At 35.1% G+C, this 21,904-nt stretch carries 28 protein-coding genes; 20 read left to right on the forward strand and 8 right to left on the reverse strand.

Going from position 1 to position 21,904, the window contains the following annotated elements; all coding sequences use genetic code 11:
• Nucleotides 1-12 precede the first annotated feature (12 nt).
• The 4 genes from CSE16_RS08130 to CSE16_RS08145 are packed head-to-tail and all read left to right on the forward strand — an operon-like array spanning nucleotide 13 to nucleotide 4,365.
• Nucleotides 13-978: a P1 family peptidase gene (locus CSE16_RS08130; protein ID WP_099423437.1), complete on the forward strand. Its 966-nt coding sequence runs from the start codon at nucleotides 13-15 to the stop codon at nucleotides 976-978.
• Between the two features lie 19 nt (nucleotides 979-997).
• Nucleotides 998-2,566 carry an ABC transporter substrate-binding protein gene (locus CSE16_RS08135; protein WP_099423438.1) on the forward strand — a complete coding sequence of 523 codons (1,569 nt, stop codon included), beginning with the start codon at nucleotides 998-1,000 and terminating at the stop codon, nucleotides 2,564-2,566.
• 14 nt (nucleotides 2,567-2,580) lie between these two features.
• Nucleotides 2,581-3,522, forward strand: a complete 942-nt coding sequence (locus tag CSE16_RS08140) for an ABC transporter permease (protein WP_099423439.1) — start codon at nucleotides 2,581-2,583, stop codon at nucleotides 3,520-3,522.
• 15 nt (nucleotides 3,523-3,537) lie between these two features.
• Entirely contained in the window at nucleotides 3,538-4,365 is an 828-nt protein-coding gene (locus tag CSE16_RS08145) for an ABC transporter permease (RefSeq protein ID WP_099423440.1), read from the forward strand.
• A gap of 69 nt (nucleotides 4,366-4,434) precedes the next feature.
• Here the strand turns inward: CSE16_RS08145 and CSE16_RS21800 are convergent, their stop codons facing one another.
• Nucleotides 4,435-4,800, reverse strand: coding sequence for a PfkB family carbohydrate kinase (locus tag CSE16_RS21800; RefSeq protein ID WP_371514588.1), 366 nt, complete (start codon nucleotides 4,798-4,800; stop codon nucleotides 4,435-4,437).
• Nucleotides 4,801-5,076: 276 nt separating this feature from the next.
• Between CSE16_RS21800 and CSE16_RS08155 the strand changes: the two genes are divergently transcribed.
• The 8 genes from CSE16_RS08155 to CSE16_RS08190 all read left to right on the forward strand — a co-directional run bounded on the left by CSE16_RS08155 (nucleotide 5,077) and on the right by CSE16_RS08190 (nucleotide 11,803).
• On the forward strand, nucleotides 5,077-5,238 hold the full coding sequence (locus CSE16_RS08155) for a hypothetical protein (RefSeq protein ID WP_253896204.1): 162 nt from the start codon (nucleotides 5,077-5,079) through the stop codon (nucleotides 5,236-5,238).
• A gap of 939 nt (nucleotides 5,239-6,177) precedes the next feature.
• The gene (locus CSE16_RS21290) at nucleotides 6,178-6,324 is read left to right on the forward strand and encodes a hypothetical protein (RefSeq protein WP_157764771.1); all 147 of its coding nucleotides are present in this window, start codon (nucleotides 6,178-6,180) and stop codon (nucleotides 6,322-6,324) included.
• 597 nt (nucleotides 6,325-6,921) lie between these two features.
• Nucleotides 6,922-7,581, forward strand: coding sequence for a GTP pyrophosphokinase (locus CSE16_RS08165; RefSeq protein WP_099423441.1), 660 nt, complete (start codon nucleotides 6,922-6,924; stop codon nucleotides 7,579-7,581).
• Nucleotides 7,582-8,278: 697 nt separating this feature from the next.
• Entirely contained in the window at nucleotides 8,279-8,779 is a 501-nt protein-coding gene (locus CSE16_RS08170) for a copper amine oxidase N-terminal domain-containing protein (protein ID WP_099423442.1), read from the forward strand.
• A 615-nt stretch (nucleotides 8,780-9,394) separates the two neighbouring features.
• Nucleotides 9,395-10,237: a copper amine oxidase N-terminal domain-containing protein gene (locus CSE16_RS08175; protein ID WP_099423443.1), complete on the forward strand. Its 843-nt coding sequence runs from the start codon at nucleotides 9,395-9,397 to the stop codon at nucleotides 10,235-10,237.
• Nucleotides 10,238-10,518: 281 nt separating this feature from the next.
• The gene (locus tag CSE16_RS08180) at nucleotides 10,519-10,755 is read left to right on the forward strand and encodes a helix-turn-helix transcriptional regulator (protein WP_099423444.1); all 237 of its coding nucleotides are present in this window, start codon (nucleotides 10,519-10,521) and stop codon (nucleotides 10,753-10,755) included.
• Nucleotides 10,748-11,077 (forward strand): 6-aminohexanoate hydrolase, encoded by a 330-nt coding sequence (locus CSE16_RS08185; RefSeq protein ID WP_099423445.1) that lies wholly within the window; start codon nucleotides 10,748-10,750, stop codon nucleotides 11,075-11,077. The genes CSE16_RS08180 and CSE16_RS08185 overlap by 8 nt, the downstream gene beginning before the upstream one ends.
• A 282-nt stretch (nucleotides 11,078-11,359) precedes the next feature.
• The gene (locus tag CSE16_RS08190; RefSeq protein ID WP_099423446.1) at nucleotides 11,360-11,803 is read left to right on the forward strand and encodes a hypothetical protein; all 444 of its coding nucleotides are present in this window, start codon (nucleotides 11,360-11,362) and stop codon (nucleotides 11,801-11,803) included.
• 292 nt (nucleotides 11,804-12,095) lie between these two features.
• On the opposite strand, the gene CSE16_RS21540 is transcribed toward CSE16_RS08190, so the two are convergent.
• From CSE16_RS21540 to CSE16_RS08205, 3 genes are read right to left on the reverse strand one after another with little or no spacing between them, the layout of a single operon-like run.
• A complete protein-coding gene (locus CSE16_RS21540; protein ID WP_172954367.1) occupies nucleotides 12,096-12,503 on the reverse strand; it encodes a hypothetical protein in 408 nt (135 codons plus the stop codon).
• Nucleotides 12,413-12,694, reverse strand: a complete 282-nt coding sequence (locus CSE16_RS22165; RefSeq protein ID WP_099423448.1) for a TetR/AcrR family transcriptional regulator — start codon at nucleotides 12,692-12,694, stop codon at nucleotides 12,413-12,415. Before CSE16_RS22165 ends, CSE16_RS21540 begins: the two co-directional genes overlap by 91 nt.
• On the reverse strand, nucleotides 12,688-13,479 hold the full coding sequence (locus tag CSE16_RS08205) for an alpha/beta fold hydrolase (RefSeq protein ID WP_099423449.1): 792 nt from the start codon (nucleotides 13,477-13,479) through the stop codon (nucleotides 12,688-12,690). Before CSE16_RS08205 ends, CSE16_RS22165 begins: the two co-directional genes overlap by 7 nt.
• A gap of 260 nt (nucleotides 13,480-13,739) precedes the next feature.
• On the opposite strand from CSE16_RS08205, the gene CSE16_RS08210 reads away from it, so the two are divergent.
• From CSE16_RS08210 to CSE16_RS08235, 6 genes are all read left to right on the forward strand, one after another.
• A complete protein-coding gene (locus CSE16_RS08210) occupies nucleotides 13,740-13,913 on the forward strand; it encodes a DUF4083 family protein (RefSeq protein ID WP_371514643.1) in 174 nt (57 codons plus the stop codon).
• A 353-nt stretch (nucleotides 13,914-14,266) separates the two neighbouring features.
• The gene (locus tag CSE16_RS08215) at nucleotides 14,267-14,443 is read left to right on the forward strand and encodes an RNA polymerase sigma factor (RefSeq protein WP_099423451.1); all 177 of its coding nucleotides are present in this window, start codon (nucleotides 14,267-14,269) and stop codon (nucleotides 14,441-14,443) included.
• A gap of 16 nt (nucleotides 14,444-14,459) precedes the next feature.
• A complete protein-coding gene (locus CSE16_RS21295) occupies nucleotides 14,460-14,639 on the forward strand; it encodes a hypothetical protein (protein WP_157764773.1) in 180 nt (59 codons plus the stop codon).
• 569 nt (nucleotides 14,640-15,208) lie between these two features.
• Nucleotides 15,209-15,649 (forward strand): DUF6097 family protein, encoded by a 441-nt coding sequence (locus CSE16_RS08220; protein ID WP_099423452.1) that lies wholly within the window; start codon nucleotides 15,209-15,211, stop codon nucleotides 15,647-15,649.
• 854 nt (nucleotides 15,650-16,503) lie between these two features.
• Nucleotides 16,504-16,962, forward strand: a complete 459-nt coding sequence (locus CSE16_RS08225) for an NUDIX hydrolase (protein WP_099425789.1) — start codon at nucleotides 16,504-16,506, stop codon at nucleotides 16,960-16,962.
• Nucleotides 16,963-17,730: 768 nt separating this feature from the next.
• On the forward strand, nucleotides 17,731-17,979 hold the full coding sequence (locus CSE16_RS08235; RefSeq protein WP_099423454.1) for a DUF3953 domain-containing protein: 249 nt from the start codon (nucleotides 17,731-17,733) through the stop codon (nucleotides 17,977-17,979).
• A 178-nt stretch (nucleotides 17,980-18,157) separates the two neighbouring features.
• Here the strand turns inward: CSE16_RS08235 and CSE16_RS08240 are convergent, their stop codons facing one another.
• Both CSE16_RS08240 and CSE16_RS08245 read right to left on the reverse strand, forming a co-directional pair.
• Nucleotides 18,158-18,508: a YhjD family protein gene (locus CSE16_RS08240; RefSeq protein ID WP_099423455.1), complete on the reverse strand. Its 351-nt coding sequence runs from the start codon at nucleotides 18,506-18,508 to the stop codon at nucleotides 18,158-18,160.
• Nucleotides 18,508-18,729 (reverse strand): transcriptional regulator, encoded by a 222-nt coding sequence (locus CSE16_RS08245; RefSeq protein WP_099423456.1) that lies wholly within the window; start codon nucleotides 18,727-18,729, stop codon nucleotides 18,508-18,510. Before CSE16_RS08245 ends, CSE16_RS08240 begins: the two co-directional genes overlap by 1 nt.
• 196 nt (nucleotides 18,730-18,925) lie before the next feature.
• On the opposite strand from CSE16_RS08245, the gene CSE16_RS08250 reads away from it, so the two are divergent.
• A complete protein-coding gene (locus CSE16_RS08250; protein WP_099423457.1) occupies nucleotides 18,926-19,510 on the forward strand; it encodes a hypothetical protein in 585 nt (194 codons plus the stop codon).
• Nucleotides 19,511-19,756: 246 nt separating this feature from the next.
• On the opposite strand, the gene CSE16_RS08255 is transcribed toward CSE16_RS08250, so the two are convergent.
• Nucleotides 19,757-20,227: a hypothetical protein gene (locus CSE16_RS08255; RefSeq protein ID WP_099423458.1), complete on the reverse strand. Its 471-nt coding sequence runs from the start codon at nucleotides 20,225-20,227 to the stop codon at nucleotides 19,757-19,759.
• A 237-nt stretch (nucleotides 20,228-20,464) separates the two neighbouring features.
• On the opposite strand from CSE16_RS08255, the gene CSE16_RS08260 reads away from it, so the two are divergent.
• Entirely contained in the window at nucleotides 20,465-20,968 is a 504-nt protein-coding gene (locus CSE16_RS08260) for an NUDIX hydrolase (protein WP_099423459.1), read from the forward strand.
• 76 nt (nucleotides 20,969-21,044) lie between these two features.
• Here the strand turns inward: CSE16_RS08260 and xerA are convergent, their stop codons facing one another.
• On the reverse strand, nucleotides 21,045-21,884 hold the full coding sequence (gene xerA / locus CSE16_RS08265) for a site-specific tyrosine recombinase/integron integrase (protein WP_099423460.1): 840 nt from the start codon (nucleotides 21,882-21,884) through the stop codon (nucleotides 21,045-21,047).
• Nucleotides 21,885-21,904 lie beyond the last annotated feature (20 nt).

The following is a 21,904-nucleotide window of genomic DNA, read 5'->3' on the forward strand; positions in this document are numbered from 1 at the left end:
GGAGTGAGATAGATGATTGGCAATATTACCGATGTTCCTGGTGTGAAAGTAGGACATGCAGAAAATAAAGAAGCGATTACCGGATGCACAGTCCTACTTGTCGAAAACGGTGCAGTGTGTGGCGTTGATGTGCGAGGCTCTGCACCTGGCACACGTGAAACAGATGCGCTTGATCCTATTAATGCCATAGATCGTGTGCACGGCATTTGTTTAGCTGGTGGCAGTGCGTTTGGCTTAGATGCCGCTACAGGAGTTATGCACTATTTAGAGGAAAAAGGTGTCGGTGTTGACGCAGGTGTTACAAAAATTCCGATTGTCCCCAGTGCCGTGTTGTTCGATTTATTTATCGGAGATGCACACGTAAGACCTACAGCAGAAATGGGCTATGAAGCGGCGAAAAACGCGCAAGTCGGCGCATTTGCTAACGGTAATATCGGTGCGGGATATGGCGCAACGGTTGGTAAAATAGCAGGTCCACAATTTTGCATGAAAGGAGGAATGGGGAGTGCCTCTACTGCAGGAAAAGACGATCTTGTTGTCGGAGCGATTGTTGCAGTGAATGCAGTGGGAGATGTGAAAGACCCTGACACAAGGGAGATACTGGCAGGTGCGCGCAACCCAGAAACAGCCAGCTGGATTGATAGCTGTGCTTATTTAGCTGAATATGCTCAATCACAAGCACTCGCAGGAACGAATACTACCATTGGGGTCATTGCTGTGAATGCGCAATTAACGAAAGCTGAGGCGAAAAAAATTGCGCAGCTAACACAAAATGCACTTGCACGTACGATTTATCCCGTCCATACGATGCTAGATGGCGATACGATTTTTGTGTTAGGTACAGGAGACAAATCTTATCCTGTTGACTATATTGGTCAATTAGCGACACAGGTTATGGAAGAGGCGATACTTGCAGGCGTCAAATCAGCGGACAAACTAGCAAATGTAGAAAGCTATTCAAGCATTCAAAATGCATAATGCGAGGGGGAGAAATTATATGAAGATAAAAAGAAGTTGGTTATTACTATTATTGACAGTAGTGATTAGTCTTGTGATTAGTGCATGTTCTTCAGGTGATGATGGAAAAGATACAGCGACTGAAGGTGACAAAGAGGGGGATGTTAAGCCAGTAAGTGACGTACCACAAGAAATCGTCGTGCGTGTCAATGATGACCCTGACTTTTTAGATCCACATAAAGCAACAGCATCGATCTCTTACCAAATGATTCTCAATATTTTTGAAGGACTGATGGCGCCAGAAACAGACGGTTCATTAAAAGAAGGCATTGCAGAGAGCTATGAAATCGCAGAGGACGGTTTAACATACACATTTAAAATCCGCCAGGGTGTTAAATTCCATAATGGTGATGATTTAACAGTTGAAGATATTCAATATTCTTTTGACCGTTTAATGGGTAAAAGTGGTGGTGAGAAAATGTCGAATAACTTCGATAATGTCGCTTCAACAACAGCACCAGATGCCAACACGTTTGTCATTACTTTAAAAGAAGCAAACTCAAATTTCTTATATTCACTAACAGCGCGTCAATCCGCAATTATCCCGAAAAGTAATGACGGTAAGCATAATGAAAACCCAATCGGTACAGGACCATTCGCGTATGTAAAATATTCTCCAGGTACAAATCTGGAGTTAACAAAGAACGAAAACTACTGGAAAGAAGGCTTACCATATTTAGATAAAGTCACGTTTACATTCCAATCAGACGATCAAGCAGCAATTATGAGTTTGATGGCCAATGAGGTCGACTTAACGAGTGTACCTTGGCAACGCGTAAGTGAAGTGGAAGGTAGTCATGCTTTATCACATCAAAATAATAACTCATCGTTAATCGTGACTTTTAACGAAACAAAAGCACCGTTTGATAATGTGAAAGTTCGACAAGCCATGAACTATGCTATTAGTAAATCAGATATTATGGAATCCGTTTTTGCAGGTTATGCGGTAGAACTTGGTTCGAATATGAGTCCAGCTATGGGTGACTTCCAAAAAACAGGATTGGAAAAAATGTATGCTCCTGATGTGGAAAAAGCTAAAGCATTACTAGCAGAGGCTGGCTATCCTGACGGCTTTAAAACAAAAATTACAGTATCATCGCACAATGGTATGTATTCAAATATCGCACAAATCGTTGTTGCCAACTTAAAGGAAATTGGTGTGGATGTAGAAATTGAAGTCGTGGAGTGGGGTATTTGGCTGGACCGTGTTTACTTCGGTCGTGATTATCAAATGACAACAATTGACTTAACGGGTCGAGCTTCTGCTTTCGAAATTTTAAATGATTACATCTCAACAAATGATGGTGAAAACTTCTTCTTATTTAAAGATGCTGAATACGACAAAATCATGGCAGATGTACTGAAAGAAACAGACCAAGCGAAACAAATTGAGTACTACCAACGTGCGCAAGAAATTTTAGCAGAGCAAGCAGCAGCTGTTTATATTGCGGATTATCAAATTGTTTGGGGTTCAGACAAACAAGTAACGGGGTTGAAGAGCTATCCGTTCTGGTTCCACGACATGTCTGAGGTGAAATTCGCTAACTAGGAAAGGATGAAGCTATGATGTATCTAATACGTCGATTTATCCTGTTAATAATAACCATCCTTCTAGTGTCGATAATTACATTTGGTGTTTTTCAAATTTTACCTGGTGATCCTATTCGTACGATGTTAGGTACCGAAGCAGACGCCACACAAATTGAAAATTTGCGGTCCGAACTTGGTTTGGACCGACCCCTTTATGAACAATATGCTGCTTGGATGAAGGGATTATTGACAGGAGATTTAGGCAATTCAATTCGCTTTTCCATGCCAGTAAAGGACTTATTATTTGATAGGCTTCCCGTAACAATGTCGCTCGGGGGACTCACCCTGTGCATGGTATTACTAGTTTCCATACCACTAGGGATGTTCGCTGCACGTAGACAAAATAAGTTGAGCGATGTGACATTATCAACGGTGACACAAATAGGAATGGCCGTTCCATCATTTTGGTTAGGAATGATGCTAATTTTATATGTTGGAATGAAGTTTGATTTCTTTAAAATTAGTGGCTATATTCCGTGGACACAAAGTGTGACAGGTGCGCTTAGTACATTAGTGTTACCGGCGTTAACGATCGCGATCCCGCAAATTGCTGTCAATTTCCGCTATGTACGGACCGCTGTTTTAGAGCAAATGCAACTTGATTATGTACGTACGATTCGCAGTAAGGGAATGTCCGAGCAAAATGTGATGTATAAGCATGTGTTAAAAAATTCGATGATTCCTATTCTAACGGTGTTTGGGCTAATAATGGCTGAGGTGGTAGCGGGGACGATTATTGTTGAACAAGTATTCTCACTGCCAGGTGTTGGCCAGCTGCTCATTACAGCCATAAGTAATCGTGACTTTCCTTTAGTGCAAGGGATTGTCATGTATATTACTGTTGCGGTTGTCGCGATTAATTTTATCGTGGATATTTTGTATTCCGTATTAGATCCGAGAATCCGATTACGATGAGAGAAGGTGGATACGATGAAAAATGTACAAAGATATGCTGGAAATATTAACTTAATCATTGGTCTACTAATCGTCGTCGGATTTTTTATGGTCATGATTGTTAGCTTTTTTTACACGCCATTTGATGTGAATGTTATGAATATTCCGGAAAAATTGCGAGGACCAAGTAGCGTGAATCTCTTTGGAACCGATGAATTTGGTCGTGATATTTTTAGCCGTATTATGAAGGGCACACAAACAGCCTTTGCAGTGGGCATATTAACAGTAGTAATAGGCGTGACATTGGGTATTTTAATTGGTGCTATTGCGGGTTATGTCGGAGGTTGGATTGACGAAATTTGTATGCGTTTTATGGATGCTCTAATGGCATTTCCAGGCATCATTTTAGCGTTAATGTTAGTGGCGATTTTTGGACCAGGGATTGTCAATACAGCAATCGCACTAGGCATTATCGCGATACCGGGCATTGCACGAATTGCACGAAGTGGCTTTGTACAGCACCGAGATGCAGAATATGTACTCGCCGCTAAACTAATTGGTGTAAACCCTTTTAAAATAATGTTCCGTCATATTTTACCGAATATTTCATCACAAATTATTGTAGCAGCTACGGTGACTTTTGCGGCGGCCATGTTAGCGGAAGCGGCGCTTAGTTATTTAGGGCTTGGTGTACAACCGCCAAATCCAAGTTGGGGGCGTATGTTAAAAGATTCACAGGCGTATTTAATGAGTGCACCTTGGTACATATACGCACCGGGGGGAGCCATTACCTTACTAGTTCTGGGGCTTTATATGCTCAGTAACGCATTTCGTGATTTTATGGATCCACGTTCAAAATCGTAGTACATCACAAAAAGCAATTCCAAGCGTTCATACGCTAAAGGAATTGCTTTTTTTGTTAGAATGTGAAACTTAGCGCATCCTTTGCCAGATAAGAAGCAATGGCACCGTGTCTTTTTGTCGATGCTCCTGCGTACTGATTGGCGAAGGAAAGTAAGGGCGCAGCATGGCTTTCACAAGAGAAGCGCTAACTTTAACACAATGCTGTCTTGTATAAAGGGTAGCGCCGTCTGCTCCAAGTGTGACGAAAAGTACTTGTACCTTTTCTTGCAATAATGCATGGACGGCTTGTTGTTCATCTTTTATATGTGTTAAGAAAACTAGTTCTTCATCAGACAGCTTCACCATATGCGCCGTTGGGATAAATGCTAAAATTGTGCAACGACAAGCTTCAGTATCATGCCAAAGGGGGAGGCGCACATTCGGATCAAAGGACACAAGGCGATCTGTATTATGTGGTTTTTCAATCAGAACCTCATGTGCATGCTACATCAGACTTTCGACTAAATTAACGGAGCAAAAGTGAACAATATCTTTTAATAAATTGCTAAACGCTTTACTCATTTCTGAACCTTCCAAATAAGAATGTTTGTTATTATTAAATCCATTTCTTTGAAGGGTATTAATTTTCAACATAAACCTTTACTGAGCCATTTGAATAAAATTTCCTTTGCATTATTAATTCTACCTTGTTCGAAAACAAAGGTGTTGCAAATGATTTTAAATGTTGGTTTAACGGTACTTGCGTTAGCTTTATGCGTCATGCTCATTATTGAAATGGTGGAGTTTTTAAAGTTTATCGTTGGCGGTGAAAAGCAAGAATTCAAATATTTTTTAGTGAAAATTCTAGTATTATTCCTTAGACTTTTTGGATGATGAATTTCGTGTCGTATTCAATGCAAAAAATATAACTGAAGCTGATTTGCAGGAAGTGCTCAGTAAAATGTATCTAGAAATAACATATGAAAATTTGCATGGCGTTGTTGAAAAAGAAAAGGTTTTTTTAAATAGATTTCTACAATATGAAGATTAAATGAAAATGACCGTGGAAGGCTTTCTATATTGAAAAGTTAATGGTATGTAAAAAGTTTTCCTACACTTTATTTTTAATGAAAATCCGAGTTTTTAAAAAATTCGTCACACATCCGTCACGCAACAACAACAACTATTCATTTTTAAGCATGATTTACAGAATAAAAAAAGCTGAAAACCCGTGTTAATAAAGGCTTTCAGCGTGATGGTCTCGACAAGTCTCGAACTTGCGACCCCCACCTTGTCGAATTTATCTGGCTAAATAAACCGAGTTATTTTAAATTCAATTAAGTTAAAAAAGCCTGATTTAATAAGGTTTTTGAGACAGGTAAAAACAATACAGTTAATTAAAATCAACACAATAAAATAATTCTGCGGACAAATTGCGGACAAAAGAGTAAACAAGTGGTTTGTATTACTCTTTTTTCGTTTTTCTGTATTATCTGTATTAAAAATCTTTTGTCTGGATAGGTAGGGGTCTCTGTATCAGCTATTGCTAATTTGAAAACAGGTAGCTGCTTAAATTTAATTTATCATTTTGTGTATAAGGAAAAGTATGAAAAGCTGGACATCACGGTTCGAACACAAGCAACTCTGTAAAATTTATTAGTAAAGTAAAACCTGTAATAGGAAAATTTCAATTGACCAAAAAGTTGATATGAGAGTAATAAGATTAAAAATAAAGTAACAGATTATCACGGTAGGGAGTTACTTGAGTTATTACAGAATGAAGGTCGGGATACATTTGATTGGACGATTTATGACCAAGACGGTTCGATTTGGGTGAAAGGTATTTTAGAGCCAGGGCATATTGTTACAGCAAATTTAGAAAAATATCGCCATCTAGCCAAGGAGGAATATGCATTCGCCATTACCACTAAAAACGGAGGAGATGGATCTTTTGATCTTGCATTTAAACTTTCAAATTAAATAAAGATTTCCGAAATAAGGCGCGATTGTTAAATTAGCGTCTCGGTTCTTATTGAACTAACGGGGCAGGTTAGTTGAATAAGACAATGGAAGTTTTCATGTCGCATTTGACACAAACTGCGAAACAAAAAAAGGCAGCGCAAAGCATTCTGCCTTTAAAATATTCATACTCCTTTTTATTAATAAAGGGAGGTCTGTAAGTTTTTTGACTCAATCATATCAGATACAAACGTATACAGATTTGGTGGATGCTCTGCAATGCGGTGTGCAAGATACAAGTACCATTCCGTTCCATATGTGACGTACACTTTTGTTTGTAGATTTTCATTTCTCAATGATTTAATTAAATCTGGACGAACGCCATAATTCCGGTATTGGAATAGTCATAATTGATTGTTCCCAGGGACGTGAAAATTTAAGATAATGGATTTCTCGCAGTTTGGGGGAGCTCAAACGTTCTTCAATTTAGCTTGTTTCTACAACACGATTACACTTCCATTTCATCCCCTGGCTAGTCACTCTTATATATCCGATTCAAACCACCTGTGATATGATGACAGAATAATAAAGTGTGATTTTAATCAAGGGGTGTTTAATATGTATCAAGAGACAAATAAGATTGATTTAGTTCAAAAGGTTTTAAAAAACTGGAAAGGCTTTTTCATCCCATATGAGATGGCGTTAAATGAGTTGAAGAGTGATTTCAATATTATTGATCTTGAATGGAAATCGAAACACGGATACTCTCCCATTGAGCATATGAAAACACGCATGAAAACTATTATGTCATTGGTTGAGAAGATTGAAAATAAAGAAATACCGCTGACTCAAGAATCTATTAAACAAGAAATACGAGATATTGTTGGAGTACGAATTATCACTAGCTTTATTGATGATGTATATTTGCTGAAGGAACATATCGAGCAGCGTGAAGATATTCGCATGATTAGAGTAAAAGACTATATTAAAGAACCTAAAAAGAGTGGCTACAAAAGCCTTCATCTTGTTGTAGAAACGCAAGTCATCTTATCTAATGAAGTGATATGGGTTCCCGCGGAAATCCAAATCCGAACATCCGCTATGGATTTTTGGGCATCAACAGAACATAAACTCAACTATAAATATCAAGGTGAATCGATACCGGAAGAAGCTCAAAAACAATTAATTGAGCTATCCAATGCTTCCTCGTTACTGGACAAAGAAATGTCTAAATTAAGAATTCAACTACTATCTAGTGAAACAGATTCAAATGGATAAATAATGAAAACAGAGAAAATCTACTTGATAGGTTTTCTCTGTTTTTTGTTATTTCTATAATAGTTCTTAAAAACGGACATTTTACATTGAAGTGACCCCTTAAACTTAGACACAGTTATTAACATTATTGACACTGGGAAATAACAATCTTATGAATAAGGACTATCATAAGATTCAATCTATGTTAGATGAAATCTAATACACAGTACGACCATAATGTGTAATAAAAGAGAAGGTGCTTCTTCAACTAACGGGGGCTTTACTTCAATTAGGGGTTAAGCACCCTTTTCTTGTTCAACTAACGCAGCAGTTTAGTGTATGAAGAATCAATTGGAAAAAAGGATTTCAGAATGAGATATTTAATGTAGTTAAGGAGGCAGCGCCTTGAATGGATTTCACAAAATAATAGTGGTTATAAAGTTGAACTGTTTATAAAAAAGTCATGATGTTAATAAAAAAGATGAACCAGAATTTACCATCTCAATAAAGAAGGGGTTTCGGTTTTTCTTGTGGAATAAGAACCTATTAAATAATAATAAAGTTATACCATTAAAGGGCCATTTTCTTGAATAACACTCAATTTGTGATTTGAAGATTTATCAAATAAATTATTCAATATCTTTTTATTTTCTGAAAATTATTTATATTATTATATATCCATGGTATATTTTTTAAAATTAGTAGAGGTGGGATTATTATGAAGAACAAAATGAATTATTTAATGGGACTAATATTGCTTGTGCCACTTGTCTTTGGTCTTTCAGCAGAAAATCAAGTTTCAGCGGCAAAAAATATATCAGTTGTAATCGATGGAGACCTCCAAGAATATCCTCATTCTCTTGTCATCAAAGAGGGAGAGACACTCATACCGTTCCGAGAAGCGTTTGAATTATTAGGTGCGAAGGTTACTTGGAATGGAAAAGATAAGACGCTAACTGCTAAAAAAGGAGATACTTATATTTGGGCCCAACTAGGAAATGGAAATATGGTAACTGATCAAGATAATGGTCATAGAATTCAAAGATATTATTCTGCTTATCCTCAGAGAATTGATGGAATTATAATGGTTCCTGTTAAACTTTTTGAACAATTAGGTGCAACTGTTAGTTGGAATGCTAAAAATAAAACTATTCAAATAGAATCTGCAACTAGTAGGTTCAGAGAATTTATAGGATTGGGGACAACAGCAGGAGAATAGCAGTCGGATGAGGTATATAAAAAATAGAGCAACTTTCTAAGGTTTGAGCAAATGCACTTAAAACACGAGATGGAAGATCTAGAGTCGATTTTGATATTAAAATTGGCGGTACGACAGCTAATATTATAGATGTAACTCAAACAAGCGAACCTGTCTCTTGCGATTTAAAGAAAACTCCATTTTGATCAATCTTTTTTCAAAATGGAGTTTTTGCATTTGCTGTTAAATAAGGATTGAATAGCACTTTTTAATCAAACTTTATTCCAAAACATCATCTTTTTTTAGGTATGTCTTTAATATATATATAAATTAGCAATAAATGGTTATTAAGTTAAATAGCGCTTTAGCAGAAAAAGGATGCCTTTAGGGTAGCCTTTTCTTCTTGAACTAACGGGGGCTTTAGTGCAACAAGCATTTCGGAAATTTTTCCAAACGACGCTTTGGGAATGTTTGTACCTCAACTAACTTAGCAAATTTCTAAGAATGAAGGAACTTTATAAACCTTTATTGAATTAGTGTATTAGTAATAAAGGTTTTTGTAATTTTTAAAGGCTTAAGATTTCAACAATAAGCCTCTTGTGCGATATTTACTTTTAAAAAAGGAGTTATCAAAGAATGAAAAAAGTGTTTTCAGGAATTTTACTTGTGATGATTCTAATCATTACATCATCACCTACTTATGCGGCGACCACTCAAATAAAAATTGACGGTGTTACGATTGTATCCGATGTAAATCCCGAAAGTAGGAGTAACCGTACAATGGTTCCATTACGTGTCGTTAGTGAAAATTTAGGAGCCAACGTCAAATGGTCAGATTCGCAAGTCACGCTTACTAAAGGTGATATGAAAGTGATCTTGAAACTTAATAGTAATAAAGTGGTGAAAAACGGCAAAACGGAAATTCTTGATGTAAAACCATACATGAAGAAGAATCGTACTTTTGTTCCGATGCGTTTTATTGCTGAAACATTTGGCAGTAACGTTGATTACAAAAATGGCACAGTGACGATTGATACAAAACCATTCGTTATAGATGGTGTAATAGTAAAAGCATTGCAAGAGGAATATCATGCAACAATGGGTGGAGTAGTACAGCAAATTAATGGAAATGGTTATAACGAAGCTATTTATAATGTTTTTGTAGAAAATAAAGGAAGTAAAGTGGAAGCTCCTGCTAATTATACGTGGATGAGCCATCCTTTAACTGGCGAATATTATAAAGGTGGTCAATATGATTTTCTAGATGAAGAAGGGAACAGCGTAGTACGTTTTGATATTTATAATTTAGTTCGAGGTTATGATGAAAAGTTGCCCATTCCACCCCAAACTTTGATTCATGTGCCCACTGAAGATCAATGGTATTTGTTTAGTGACCCCGCGAGACGAGCCATTTATCAATTAGTTGATAAAGCTGCGGAGAACGGCTTTATAACGGTTATTAGTAATACAGTTCCATAAAGTAGACAAAGGTGTTTTCTTATTGTGTTAACAGGTGCTTTAGAGCAATAAGGATTTATAGCGTATACAAAATAAACCTAAATAACGTTCCCAAATGAAAGTTAGGGAATAACCCCCCCATTCAATTGTATGGGGGGCTTTTTTTTGATAATAAAGTAAGCGTTAGTTTTAAAATATAAATACAAATCATAATTTTATAAAATTATTTTTATAAAATGTATAATTAAACTTTACTTTTTTCTAGTTATGATTTATTATGTTAAATATAGGGAGGTGGTCATGTGAAAGAGAGCTTTGGTGATTCAATCGTAAACAAGGTATATGAGTTTAGAGTGTTAAAGCGGTTGTCTCAAAAGGATCTGGCAGATGCAGTTGGTGTCTCCAAACAAACTATTTTTGTTATGGAAAAGAATAATTACTCACCATCTTTAGTATTAGCCTATAGAATTGCAAATTTTTTTGAAGTAGATATTAATGAAATATTTTCATATATAGGAGAGGAAGATAACAATGATTGATGTATTAGACAGATGGATGCTTGAAAGCGTAGTAAATTTTAATATTTTCGTAGGGATTATGACAGTTATTTATATTGGTTCTTTGCTGGTTCTATTTTATGTGGGAAAGAAGTTTGGTAAACCAGACGAAAGAACAAATGCTATATATTTAAAAATCATGTCTAGTATGTTTTCTACCCAATTGATAATGACGGGTGTGTTTATTTCATTAGTTGACAATGATATCCAAAATTTTCGCCAGTTCTTATTATTATTCCAAGCGATTGTATTCCTTGTAGGTGCAATAAGTGCTTTCAGACTATACAAAAAAGATTTCAATTAAAAATTTAGACAATGAGCTGCCTTTTTGGTAGCTTTTTTTATTAAAGTAACAGGTGTAACGGGGTACTTTACTTGAAGATCATTGAGTTGCATATGCAGCTCTTTTTTCTTATTGAACTAACGAAGCAGTTTAGTGCAACAAGGAGTACCTTCAGAATTATGGGGATTTACAACGCTAAGTTAAGAAATATGACCAAAAGTGCTTTGGGGATGTTTTTATTTAAAAAAGGATTTAGAAGGTTTTAATTGAATCTAATTCATTGAGGGTGAAGGGATTGAATAAATGAAAAAAATTATAGTTGGAATAATTATAGTTGGAATTTTAGGAATTGGGATTTATCTATATTACTCGGAGTCAACTTATTCTGCGACGGATGTTTTAAAGCGTGCCGATTTTAGTGTAGAAGAACAATCCGTGGAGTTGTTAAAGTTTCAGTATGGTAAGAAAGCAGAAGAATTACTTGCTCCGATTGAATTAACAGGTAAAACTCAGAAAGAATTGATAAAGGCTTTTGAAAAATCTAAATTTAAGAAATTTAAAAGAGGCGGTTCAGTAAATCTCGATAATGAATACTGGATGAGAATCACTCTGAATACAGGTTATGGAATGTTTATGGATGTTACCAATAAAGGGATAGCGGTTGAAGACAATAGAGGTTCATTCGACAGATATTTATTTGAAGATGATGAATTTTTCAGTATTTTAGAAGAAGCAATGACAGAATAAAAAAACTATAGATAAACTAGAAAGAAGTTCTTATTAAACTAACGGGGGCTTTAGTTGCATAAAATTAACCACACTTTTATAAAAAATAGTCGATTAAATAAGAGCGTATTTTGAACAAAGTTTTTTCAAAATACGCTCTTTATATTTGTATTTATAACAAAGTTAAAACATCTATTTGAACGATTGGATGCAAAAAAGCACTTAAAATAGGTGCAATTTATCTCTAAAAGTTACAAAGATAGCCCCGTGAATTGCACTACGGTAATAAACATACTGTGCTTGATAGCTTTAATTAAATATTTTCTCCTATTCCATACCAAAGCATGTTAACAAGACGCTGTGACTCGGTCTTTGGATCAACGTGTTCATTATTCATGATTAGTTCCCCAGTTCGTTGACCTATAAATGCTTGATATGCAAAAGTTACATCGTTAGCGCTAATGCATTTTCTAATCTCACCTGAACTTTTCCCCATATTTGCTACTTCATAAACCTGCTGGAAATTTTGAGTCTTCCAATCAACGAGCTTTTCAGCTAATTTTTCAGATAATACTGGTGTGGCTTGAAAGAGTATTCTATATGAAGCCTTGTTTTTTTGTATTTTGTATATTAAATCCTCTGCAAGAAACTCAAGCCGTTCCTTACATGTGTCTCCCTGTATCCTAATCTCTCGTGCCTCAAAGGCCACCCTTTCAACCATGCAATTAACATCTCTTCCTTATTGGAATAATATTCATAAAGTGTTGTACGGGCTATGTTACATGCCTTAGCTATATCATCCATTAAAATCGAACTATAGCTATAATTGGAAAACAGTTCAAGTGCTACATCCAATATTTGCTTTTTTCGCTCGTCAGCAGATTTTCTTTCTCTTACCAATATTTTCACCATCCAATCTGAACAAGGAAATCATATAAAAGTTCATCAAATTTCTCTCTTTGGCAGAGATTTGTAGGATCGAACGAATTTTCAACTATCTTAAGCTCGGAATCTGGTACGACTCCTATCGAGCGCTCCATATATTTGACGCCCACCTTTGTTCCATTTCCTACAATTCCGAGTGTTGGACAATTTACACCCATTAAATAATCTGTATGATTCGCATTATTTATCGCCAACCGTTGTAGCATAACTTCATGCTTCCTCATATTTCTAACTATATTAACTAGGTGTTTTTGAGCCAAGGGCCATTTCTTATATTGTGCCTTTATAGGAGATACCATCCATGAAGAGGGTAAGTAATACGCCCAAATGGTTGCATACTGAGAGGCCATTAGAAAGAATTCTTTAGGACCCACAATTTTTGTGTCCCCGAAGGAATCAACGATAACCATTGCCTCTACAAGTTCAGGATACCTAAGTACAAAATGATATGTAAATACCCCTCCATAAGACACGCCACAAAATACAGCTTTCTCTATACCAAGGGACTTCAGAAGCGTTGCTATGTCATCATTCTGCCTATCAAGAATAGACTTTACAGGTCCGGTAAGTTTCCCAGATTTTCCGTTTCCACGAGTATCTGGACATATAACTCTGTGTGTTTTACTGAAAGTTTCAATTTGAGGTTCAAACATTGTATGTGATGCACCAAGGCCGTGAATGAAAACTATTGGAGTTCCCTCACCCTCATCAACATAGAATATTTGTGTATTGTTTATAGAAGCGATTGGCATATTGATCCTCCTTTTCTTAAAATATTACTGACGCGGTGTCGGTATTTGCGGTGAAAAACCCTCTATTCGTTTATCAGCTTCAAACAAAGTCCATGCTTTTGACAGTAACAATTCTATTCCCCCTAATAAAGTGATATTAATGGAATTATTACCAATTTAATAGAATAATAGACATATAGAATGTTTTTACTAACGGGGCAGGTTAGCATGAATAATGAGGAGGGATTATCATAGACGCAATTCTACAGTTTATTCCAATAATTATTGTATTTGGACTGATTTTATTATTTGGTTTTTCTTTTACTCTCTTTATAAGAATGTTGCTTATCAATTCTTCAGCGAGAAGTAATAAGTCTAATAAGTTGGAACAAAAACTCGATATGCTAATAGAACAAAATGAAAAGATAATTTCATTATTAAAAGAGAGAAAATAGTTTCTTATTCAACTAACGAAGCAGTTTAGTCCAATAAGGAATTCCATTTTTATAATGAATTTAATATTAGTTTCGGTGAACCGTACCATAAGTAAGTGAGGTTTTTAGAATTGGGAAAGATCTTGTCTCTACTGTAGATAAAGTGTAAGTATAAAAAGGTAGTAGCTAGAGTTGGTAACTCACATAGTACTTTCCTTTTTCAATCAGTTAGAAGCACATAAAATTTATTATATACTTACAGAAATTTGACAGGCATATTCAGATAAAATGAATATGTCTATTTTTTATGTAATAAAAATTTTTTGTAACGGAATACAAGTTCAATAGTTATATAAGTGAAGGGAGTGAAAGCTATGGACTTTGAGGAAATCTATCAAGCGTATTTTCATGATGTGTATATATATATGAAATCATTATCGATAGATGAAAATATTGCGGAAGAAATAACGCAAGAAACGTTTTTTAAAGCATTAAAGTCCATTCATCGATTTGATGGGAAAAAGGATATTCGGGCCTGGCTATTGGGATGATTATGGGGAAGAGGGTTTGAAATACCATATCTATATGAATGATGATCTAATCGACTCCACCGATACCAATCATGTATCACTTACAGGCCTTAAGCCTGATACACTTTATAAGATGCGTGTAACGTTTGTTATTCGTGAAGAGGAGATTATGGCGTTCGACGATTATTCTACAACGACACTTCCAATATATTCTTAGGATATGGAAGTTAATTACAAATCGATTACCGTAGTCTGGGATTCTTATGAAGAAAAATAAATCAAGCGTTATCTGAATATGAAGAGGTTGATCCAAGCATTATCGACTCTCTTGAAGAGCCTCATTATACCTGGAGGGAACTGAGTGCTAACACATCCTATAACCTTCGGATAGAAGTCTGGGATGAGCAGATCTTATTGGCGGCAAGCGATATTACTGCAAAAATAGTAGTGCGGCCGGATCTATAGCGAGATCCGGAGAGGGCAGCTACCGATTATGGAGAACCTCCATACAACTCCAAAAGTGGAATCTCTGTGGTGTGATACACTAGATTCCGCTTTTTCCAAGTAATCTAACCTACATGCGGAGATTTGTAGATGCTTCGGGGTATTTGTAACCGGTTAGGGGACAGCCGCATCCAGTAGGCGCAGTTGGCCAATCTTGATATTCACTCTCATTTATTGTCGAAACCAGGAATGTACGTTATAATTCAATATTATGTTTGGAAAATCCTGGTTCGGCACTTTGTCGATGACTCCGGAGTTTGTAAGTGAAGGGAGGTGATGATCATGAATGTAGGAAGAGCTGTTCTAAGATCATTGGAGTTCAGCCATGAGTTGGATTTGCTGCATAAGCATATTACTCATAGCCAGCTGCCGGTACGAAAAAGCGATTCCTTTGATAATCAGTGCATCCTGCTCGAACAATATCTCGGCGAAGATACTTTTCAATCTACATACAAAAAAATGAAAAGAGTTAATATCCTGTCTGGTTTATTCGCCCTGCCTGTACTGCTGATTGTGGCCGCCGCTTTTGTTTATGGGCGCTGGATCGATCGGGACTATGATATTTTCGGTTTTTTCGTTGAGCATCCTGTCTTGTATATTGTGCCCGCGGTGCTGATCGTAGTGACCCTGGTGCTGGCCGCGTTTCATTCTTTGTTGAGGCGGAAGCTGTATGGCCGTATTTACCCCGAACTGAAATATAAATTGCAGATGAATGTCATCTGATTGACCCTCGGGCAAACTGCTTTCCTAGAGTTTGGACACGGTTGTAATGGATTTTGAGATCAGCCGCTATCGGTTGACCTCGTATCGATGGGATACCAAAACGTCGATTCTCCGGTTATTGGAGAATCGACGTTTTGCATTTTCTTCTGGTCTTTTCTTCCTTGAGCCAATTTCTACTGAAATAAGATAAAAGTTATTGATCAAAAAGCAGCTGAAGTATTGAAAGGTACAAACGACGTATTTAAAGATGCTTTTGGTGTAAAAGATATGCTTTGATAAAGATAAGACGGCTAGTAGAAACTAGCGGTTTTGTTAATTAAAAACCTCATTTAGATAGGTTACGGAGAACCTTATCATAAGTATTTTATTAAAAGTCAAGAGTTAAAGTAATACACTTTTTACATCAGTATTCTTTATGAAATGTGCAACATTATAAATAGTTATTTTCAAGCTGAACTAATTTTTTATTAGTTCAGCTTTTATTTGTGATTAAAAGTAAATTTAGAGATATTTGCGAAATTAAAGTGTAGTACAATTGAGATGTTAAATTATACCTTATTCAACTAAGTGTAGCTTTGTAATAAAGATTGATTAAAATCATCTCTCCTCTGTATATTCCTTAGAGGTTAGATGATTTTTAATTGGATATTTATGTTAATGTAATTGTAAGGATTGTGAAGAAATGTACTTAAACTAACAGAGCAGTTTAGTTGAATAGTGTTGTTTAACTTGTGTTCAACAATCGGGCCATATTGTTGAGTAAAGAAGTCATTATATAATGCAATTGAACTTGTTAAAGATTACAGATAAACTAGAGGAGGAAAATTAAGGAATAAACATAAATGGAGGTTGTTATGGGATACATTATGGATTTAAGAAAAATAGTTGGCAGTCGTCCACTAATTATGGCAGGGGCGTGTGTAATTCTTGTAAATAGTAATAATGAGTTATTGTTACAACTTAGAAAAGACAATAATTGTTGGGGCTTAGCTGGTGGTTCTTTGGAAATTGGGGAATCATTAGAACAAGTAGCTAAAAGAGAATTACATGAAGAGACGGGTTTGACTGCAAATATTTTATCATTATTCAATGTCTACTCTGGAGAAGATTTTTACTATAAATATCCGCATGGTGATGAAGTATATAATGTAGTGACAGCTTACATATGTAGGGATTATGAAGGGGTATTAAGAACAGATGAAAATGAAGTTGAAGAATTAAAGTACTTTAAATTAACTGAAATTCCATCCAACATTAGTCCACCTGATTTACCAATAATTAAAGAATTTTTACAGAAGAGCTTCTTAAGCTAAAACAGCTAAAAGAGGTTAAGTGTTATTCAATTATAGGGCGCGATTGTTGAATAAGCTTCTCTGTTCTTATTGAACTAACGGGGGCTTTAGTGCAACAAGGATTTCAAATGGTCCCCAAACCACTCTTTGTTAGCGTTTTGCTATTTTATTTCTGTATAATTGCTAATAAAAGAGGTGTATTTCATAATGAAAAAAATTAACTTTTCAATCATTTTAAATATAATAGTGCTTATCTTTTTACTAGCAACATTCTATTGGCAATATGAACAATTATTTGTGACTAGAATTACTCTAATAATCTTTTCACTAATTTACTTGTTATTTGAAATTAAGAAGGAATACATTTCGAGAAATAAAACTACATTTATTATTTTTAGTGTCATTAGTTTAATTACAGTAATTATTAGTATCATTTTTGATAATTCTTCACTAAATAGTGCAATAAACAATAGAGATTATCTTATTCCTGTATTTACTTTTAGCCTTATTTCGATTATGTATAAAGACGTGTACACTAAAAATCAATAAGCTTTTATTTAATTTAGAACTCCGTAATATTTTTATACAAATCCATACAAAATAACGTTCCCAAATCAAAGTTAGGGAATCACCCTCTATTCTCTTGAATCGGGGTGATTTTGGCTGCATATGAACAGTATGTCCCCAAACCTCGTATTGGTAGCGGTTTTATCTTCAACTAACGCAGCAGTTTAGATTAATAATGGTATCTTTTGAAGGTGACAGATTATCAGTGGGAGGTATAAAAAAATGGAAGAAAAAAAGTTTGATACTTTAATGTTATTTCAAATGATTTTTGTAATTCTTGTTATGGCAATTGGCGTTTACTGTAAGATCACAGAGAGTACCCAATTAATACCTTTTTTATTAATTTTCATGGGTTTAATTACCCTTATATTGGGATTACGAGAATATAAAAGAACTCATAGTTTAATTGGAGGTATCTTTTATTTATGTAGTGCAGTATTCATTTTATTCGTTGCGATTGAAGTATTCTAATTAATTAAATAGAAGTAATATTCAACTACCATGAAAGAACGTAATCATCTTTCATTCTCTGTGGTGAAGCGCTGATTTTGTGCTTCATGGATGGCTAACGGGGGGCTTTAGTTGAACAAAACGTTTAAATAATAGATACAAAAAAGCTGTCATTTTGATTATTGAAAACGGCAGCTTTTTATTTATTCAAACGGCTTAATAACATATTTTCAACATGCGTTTTTATTGCTCTATTAGCGTAACGGAGGGTTATATCTTCACCAGCCGTAGCTATGAGTACATCACTGAAATTCTCGTCAATTTTCGTCCATTTCACAACGCGAATTTTATCTTTAGCCAGCAAACGTTTTTGGTTTAAATAATCATTACGCACACTTTTTAATAAGTTATCTATGAGTGGTAAATAAATCCTTTTCATCTTCATTTGTTCGGTTTGTTCCATCTTACTGAAATCAGTTTGAAGTGATTGGACTGCTAAATCTAATACCAAAAATTCATGCACTAATTGACGATGGTCAATACTTAACATTAGATTACCAACCCTTCTTTACGAATCACAGGAACAGCAGCAAGAACATTTTCAATAATAAAAGTACGTTTAGCTTGTTTGGTAAAACAAAATACCTGAAACTTACTACCAATCATTTTGATGATTTTAATCCGTCGTTTACTAATGACACCATCTTTTCCTATATACATTAAGTCGATTAATTGATTACGTTGCATTGCTTTTTTTAGTTGTTCTTGCATTATATGCACCCCTCAATAAGAACGTTTGTTTGTATTTATATTATACGCACAAACGTTCTGTTTTAAAGGAGGTAATATCCAGAGGTTTTACTATAAGCCCTTACTTTTTATTAGGTAACTAATACAGTTGTCTGCTTTTTATTATGTACTTCTCAAAACCTTGCCAATAAAATAGAAAAGAAGGAGCGTGGTACATATGATAAAAATCTCAATAGGATTGGCGACTAAATCTATTCATACTAAGTCTGGGTTTCCCATTACTGAACCGTGGAGTTCTTCAATGTATTTTAATACGCCAACGGAAAACCGTGTTCGATTCTCAACGGATTATTTTAGAGAAGTTCGAGTAGAAGGTATTCAAAAGTTTATTAATGACCTCACGCTGGATGATACCACTGTTGATCTATTCATTTCTTTAGAATACGACAATAATAAGAAATACATCTCTCTTAACTTATCCAAGCGTATACGCATAGTTAATTGGAAGGAATATAAACTTACAAGTGAAGAGTTTGATCTTTATGAAGGCTTTGGTAAGATTGCATTAATAAAAGATGTAGCAGTAAATGACACCATTTTATATACAATAGATGTGCTTCTCAACAAAAATAAGCGTGCCAGTAATGCTGTATTTTTTATTGTCACGAGTAAGTATTTAATTCATTTCGGAGCGAGTGGGGACGTTATCAATATACTTTCTACAGATCCTATGAATATTAAAAACCTAAAAATGAATTATAAAGGTATTTTTGATACTTTTTATGATGAACCTTTAAGCTAACTTCAGTAATTAAGTATGTAAATGACAAAAAAGCCCGCCACAACTGCCATTAAACAGTGTGACGGGCTTTGAATTTTATTTTACTTTACGGTCAATATAAATCAATGCGTATTCTAATAGTTTCTCCGTTGAGTATTTATTAACGTCTGCATGTGGCGATGTAAATACTTCATCTGCAACTGCTTTACGGATTAGATTACGCGCTTTGTCCTCCACAGTTGATGATGTGGAAGGCTTTATCTTTCATCAAAACTCGTGGAAGAATTTCACGTTAAAACCTAGGTCTCTTACAATTTTTGTTCCAGCTTCATTAAATATTTTTACTTCCATAAAAAGTGAATACTTAAGTTTCCCTAATTGGACATAACCTAAGACATTCTCTTTCAATTCATCCTTTTCTATTATAATAGACGGAATTCTCAACGAACCTAAAATCTTATCATCCTCGATTTCACTTCCGAATTTAATTAAGATGTTGTAATCAAACTTATTTATTATATCAAACAAAACATATAATTTTTTTTCAGGTTCCATCAAATACATTTCTTTAAATTGTAAAAATAATGTTTCATCGTCTAATAAATTGAAGTAAAAGCCTGTATCATCCGATGTATCAAGGAAGGCAGCCCATTCTTCTTTTGTCCATTCATCTTGCTTGCTTATATCAAATTGTCTTTTACCTATTGTTAAGTCAATATCGATTCTCTCTTTTTTCATCATATCCTCCTGTTATTGTAGTTATTATATATAATAAACCTAGATTTAAAAATGACAAGGCACTTATCACTAAAAGATCGTTAACCTTCAATTGGATATTTATGTTAACATTACTGTAATTAGGATTGTGAAGTAATGTACTTAAACTAACGAAGCAGTTTAGTGGAATAAAAAAACAGGTAATTTTTATATCGGAGAGAATTTATAATGAAGTAATTAACTGAAGGTGGTTAGAAAATGGGAATGTCGGATTATTATAAAAAGCTCCGAGAAAAAGTCGGTAATGAACTAATTTTTATGCCCAGTGTAGCAGGGATTATTCGAAACGATTTTGGAGAAATATTATTACAGAATAAAGGGAATGGCGAGAAGTGGAGTCTTCCTGCTGGTGCTATTGAACTTGGAGAAGCACCTGCCGAAGCAGTTGTTCGTGAAGTATGGGAAGAAACAGGATTATATGTTGTACCCAAAAAGTTATTAGGTGTATTTGGTGGGAAAGACTTTCGTTACCAATATCCTAATGGTCATCAAGTGGAGTACAATGTATTTATGTTTGATTGCGTTATTCAAAGTGATGAACTAAGCCCAATAGATAACGAAACGGTTGAACTTCAATATTTTAGTCCAAGTAATATGCCTAAACTTGCCTTACCTTACCCTGAAGGTTTATTTTTACAAAATGAAAATAGTGAATTATATTTTCAATGGAATGAAAAGTGGTTAAAAAATCTTTCTCAATAATAACACGTTCTTGTTGAACTAACGGGGGCTTTAGTAAAGTAGAGCATCGTCATTTAAGACGTTGCTCATTTTACATTTAAAAGTACTTTTGATAATACTCTTTTCGTAGTTTTCCGCTTAATTGAGCGTATATCCTTGTGGTTTCACTTTTCTCATGTCCCATAAGACTTTGAATGACTTCAATAGGAGCGCCATTATTCAACAAGTGAGTTGCATAGCTGTGTCTAAGTTGGTGTGGATGAATCTCTTTATTAATTTCAGCACGATTGGAGATCCGCTTGATGATGTATCGCATTTGGGCAACACTCATTTTATGTGGCTGCCTTGCTGTTACAAAGATGAAAGGGTTATTGTCATTCCGACTTTCAATATACCGTTTAAGCCATATGTCGCAACGTGTATTAAAATAAACTTCCCTCTCCTTATCACCTTTTCCTCTAACAATCGCGGATTGATTGGACCAATTAATATGGTTCTTTTCTAAAGTAACTATTTCTCCAATTCGACAACCAGTAGAAAACATAAATTCAAAAATCGCTCTTTCCATTGGAGAATGACAGGATTCACGAAGGTGTTCGATCTCCCGTTCGGTTAAATACTTGGGTATCCTCTTACCAACCTTGGGTTCTTTAATTTTAGAAGTTGGATTCTTACTCAGGTAGCCTTCTTCATGAGACCAACGAAAAAACGATTTCATAAAGCGAATACGATGTGCAAGACTGGCAGGTTTTAAATGCTTTCCGGATATAGCGAGATATTCCTTCAATTGATTTGTATCCAGCAATTCCATCTCTACATCCTTAAAATAACTAATTAGTAGCAAAGACTGTAACTGGTATGCCTTCAATGTTTGCGGAGAAAAACCCTCAATTCGTTTATCAGCTTCAAACAAAGTCCATGCTTTTGACAGTAACAATTCTATTCCCCCTAATAAAG

The sequence above is a fragment of the Solibacillus sp. R5-41 genome, assembly GCF_002736105.1.
GTDB lineage: Bacteria > Bacillota > Bacilli > Bacillales_A > Planococcaceae > Solibacillus.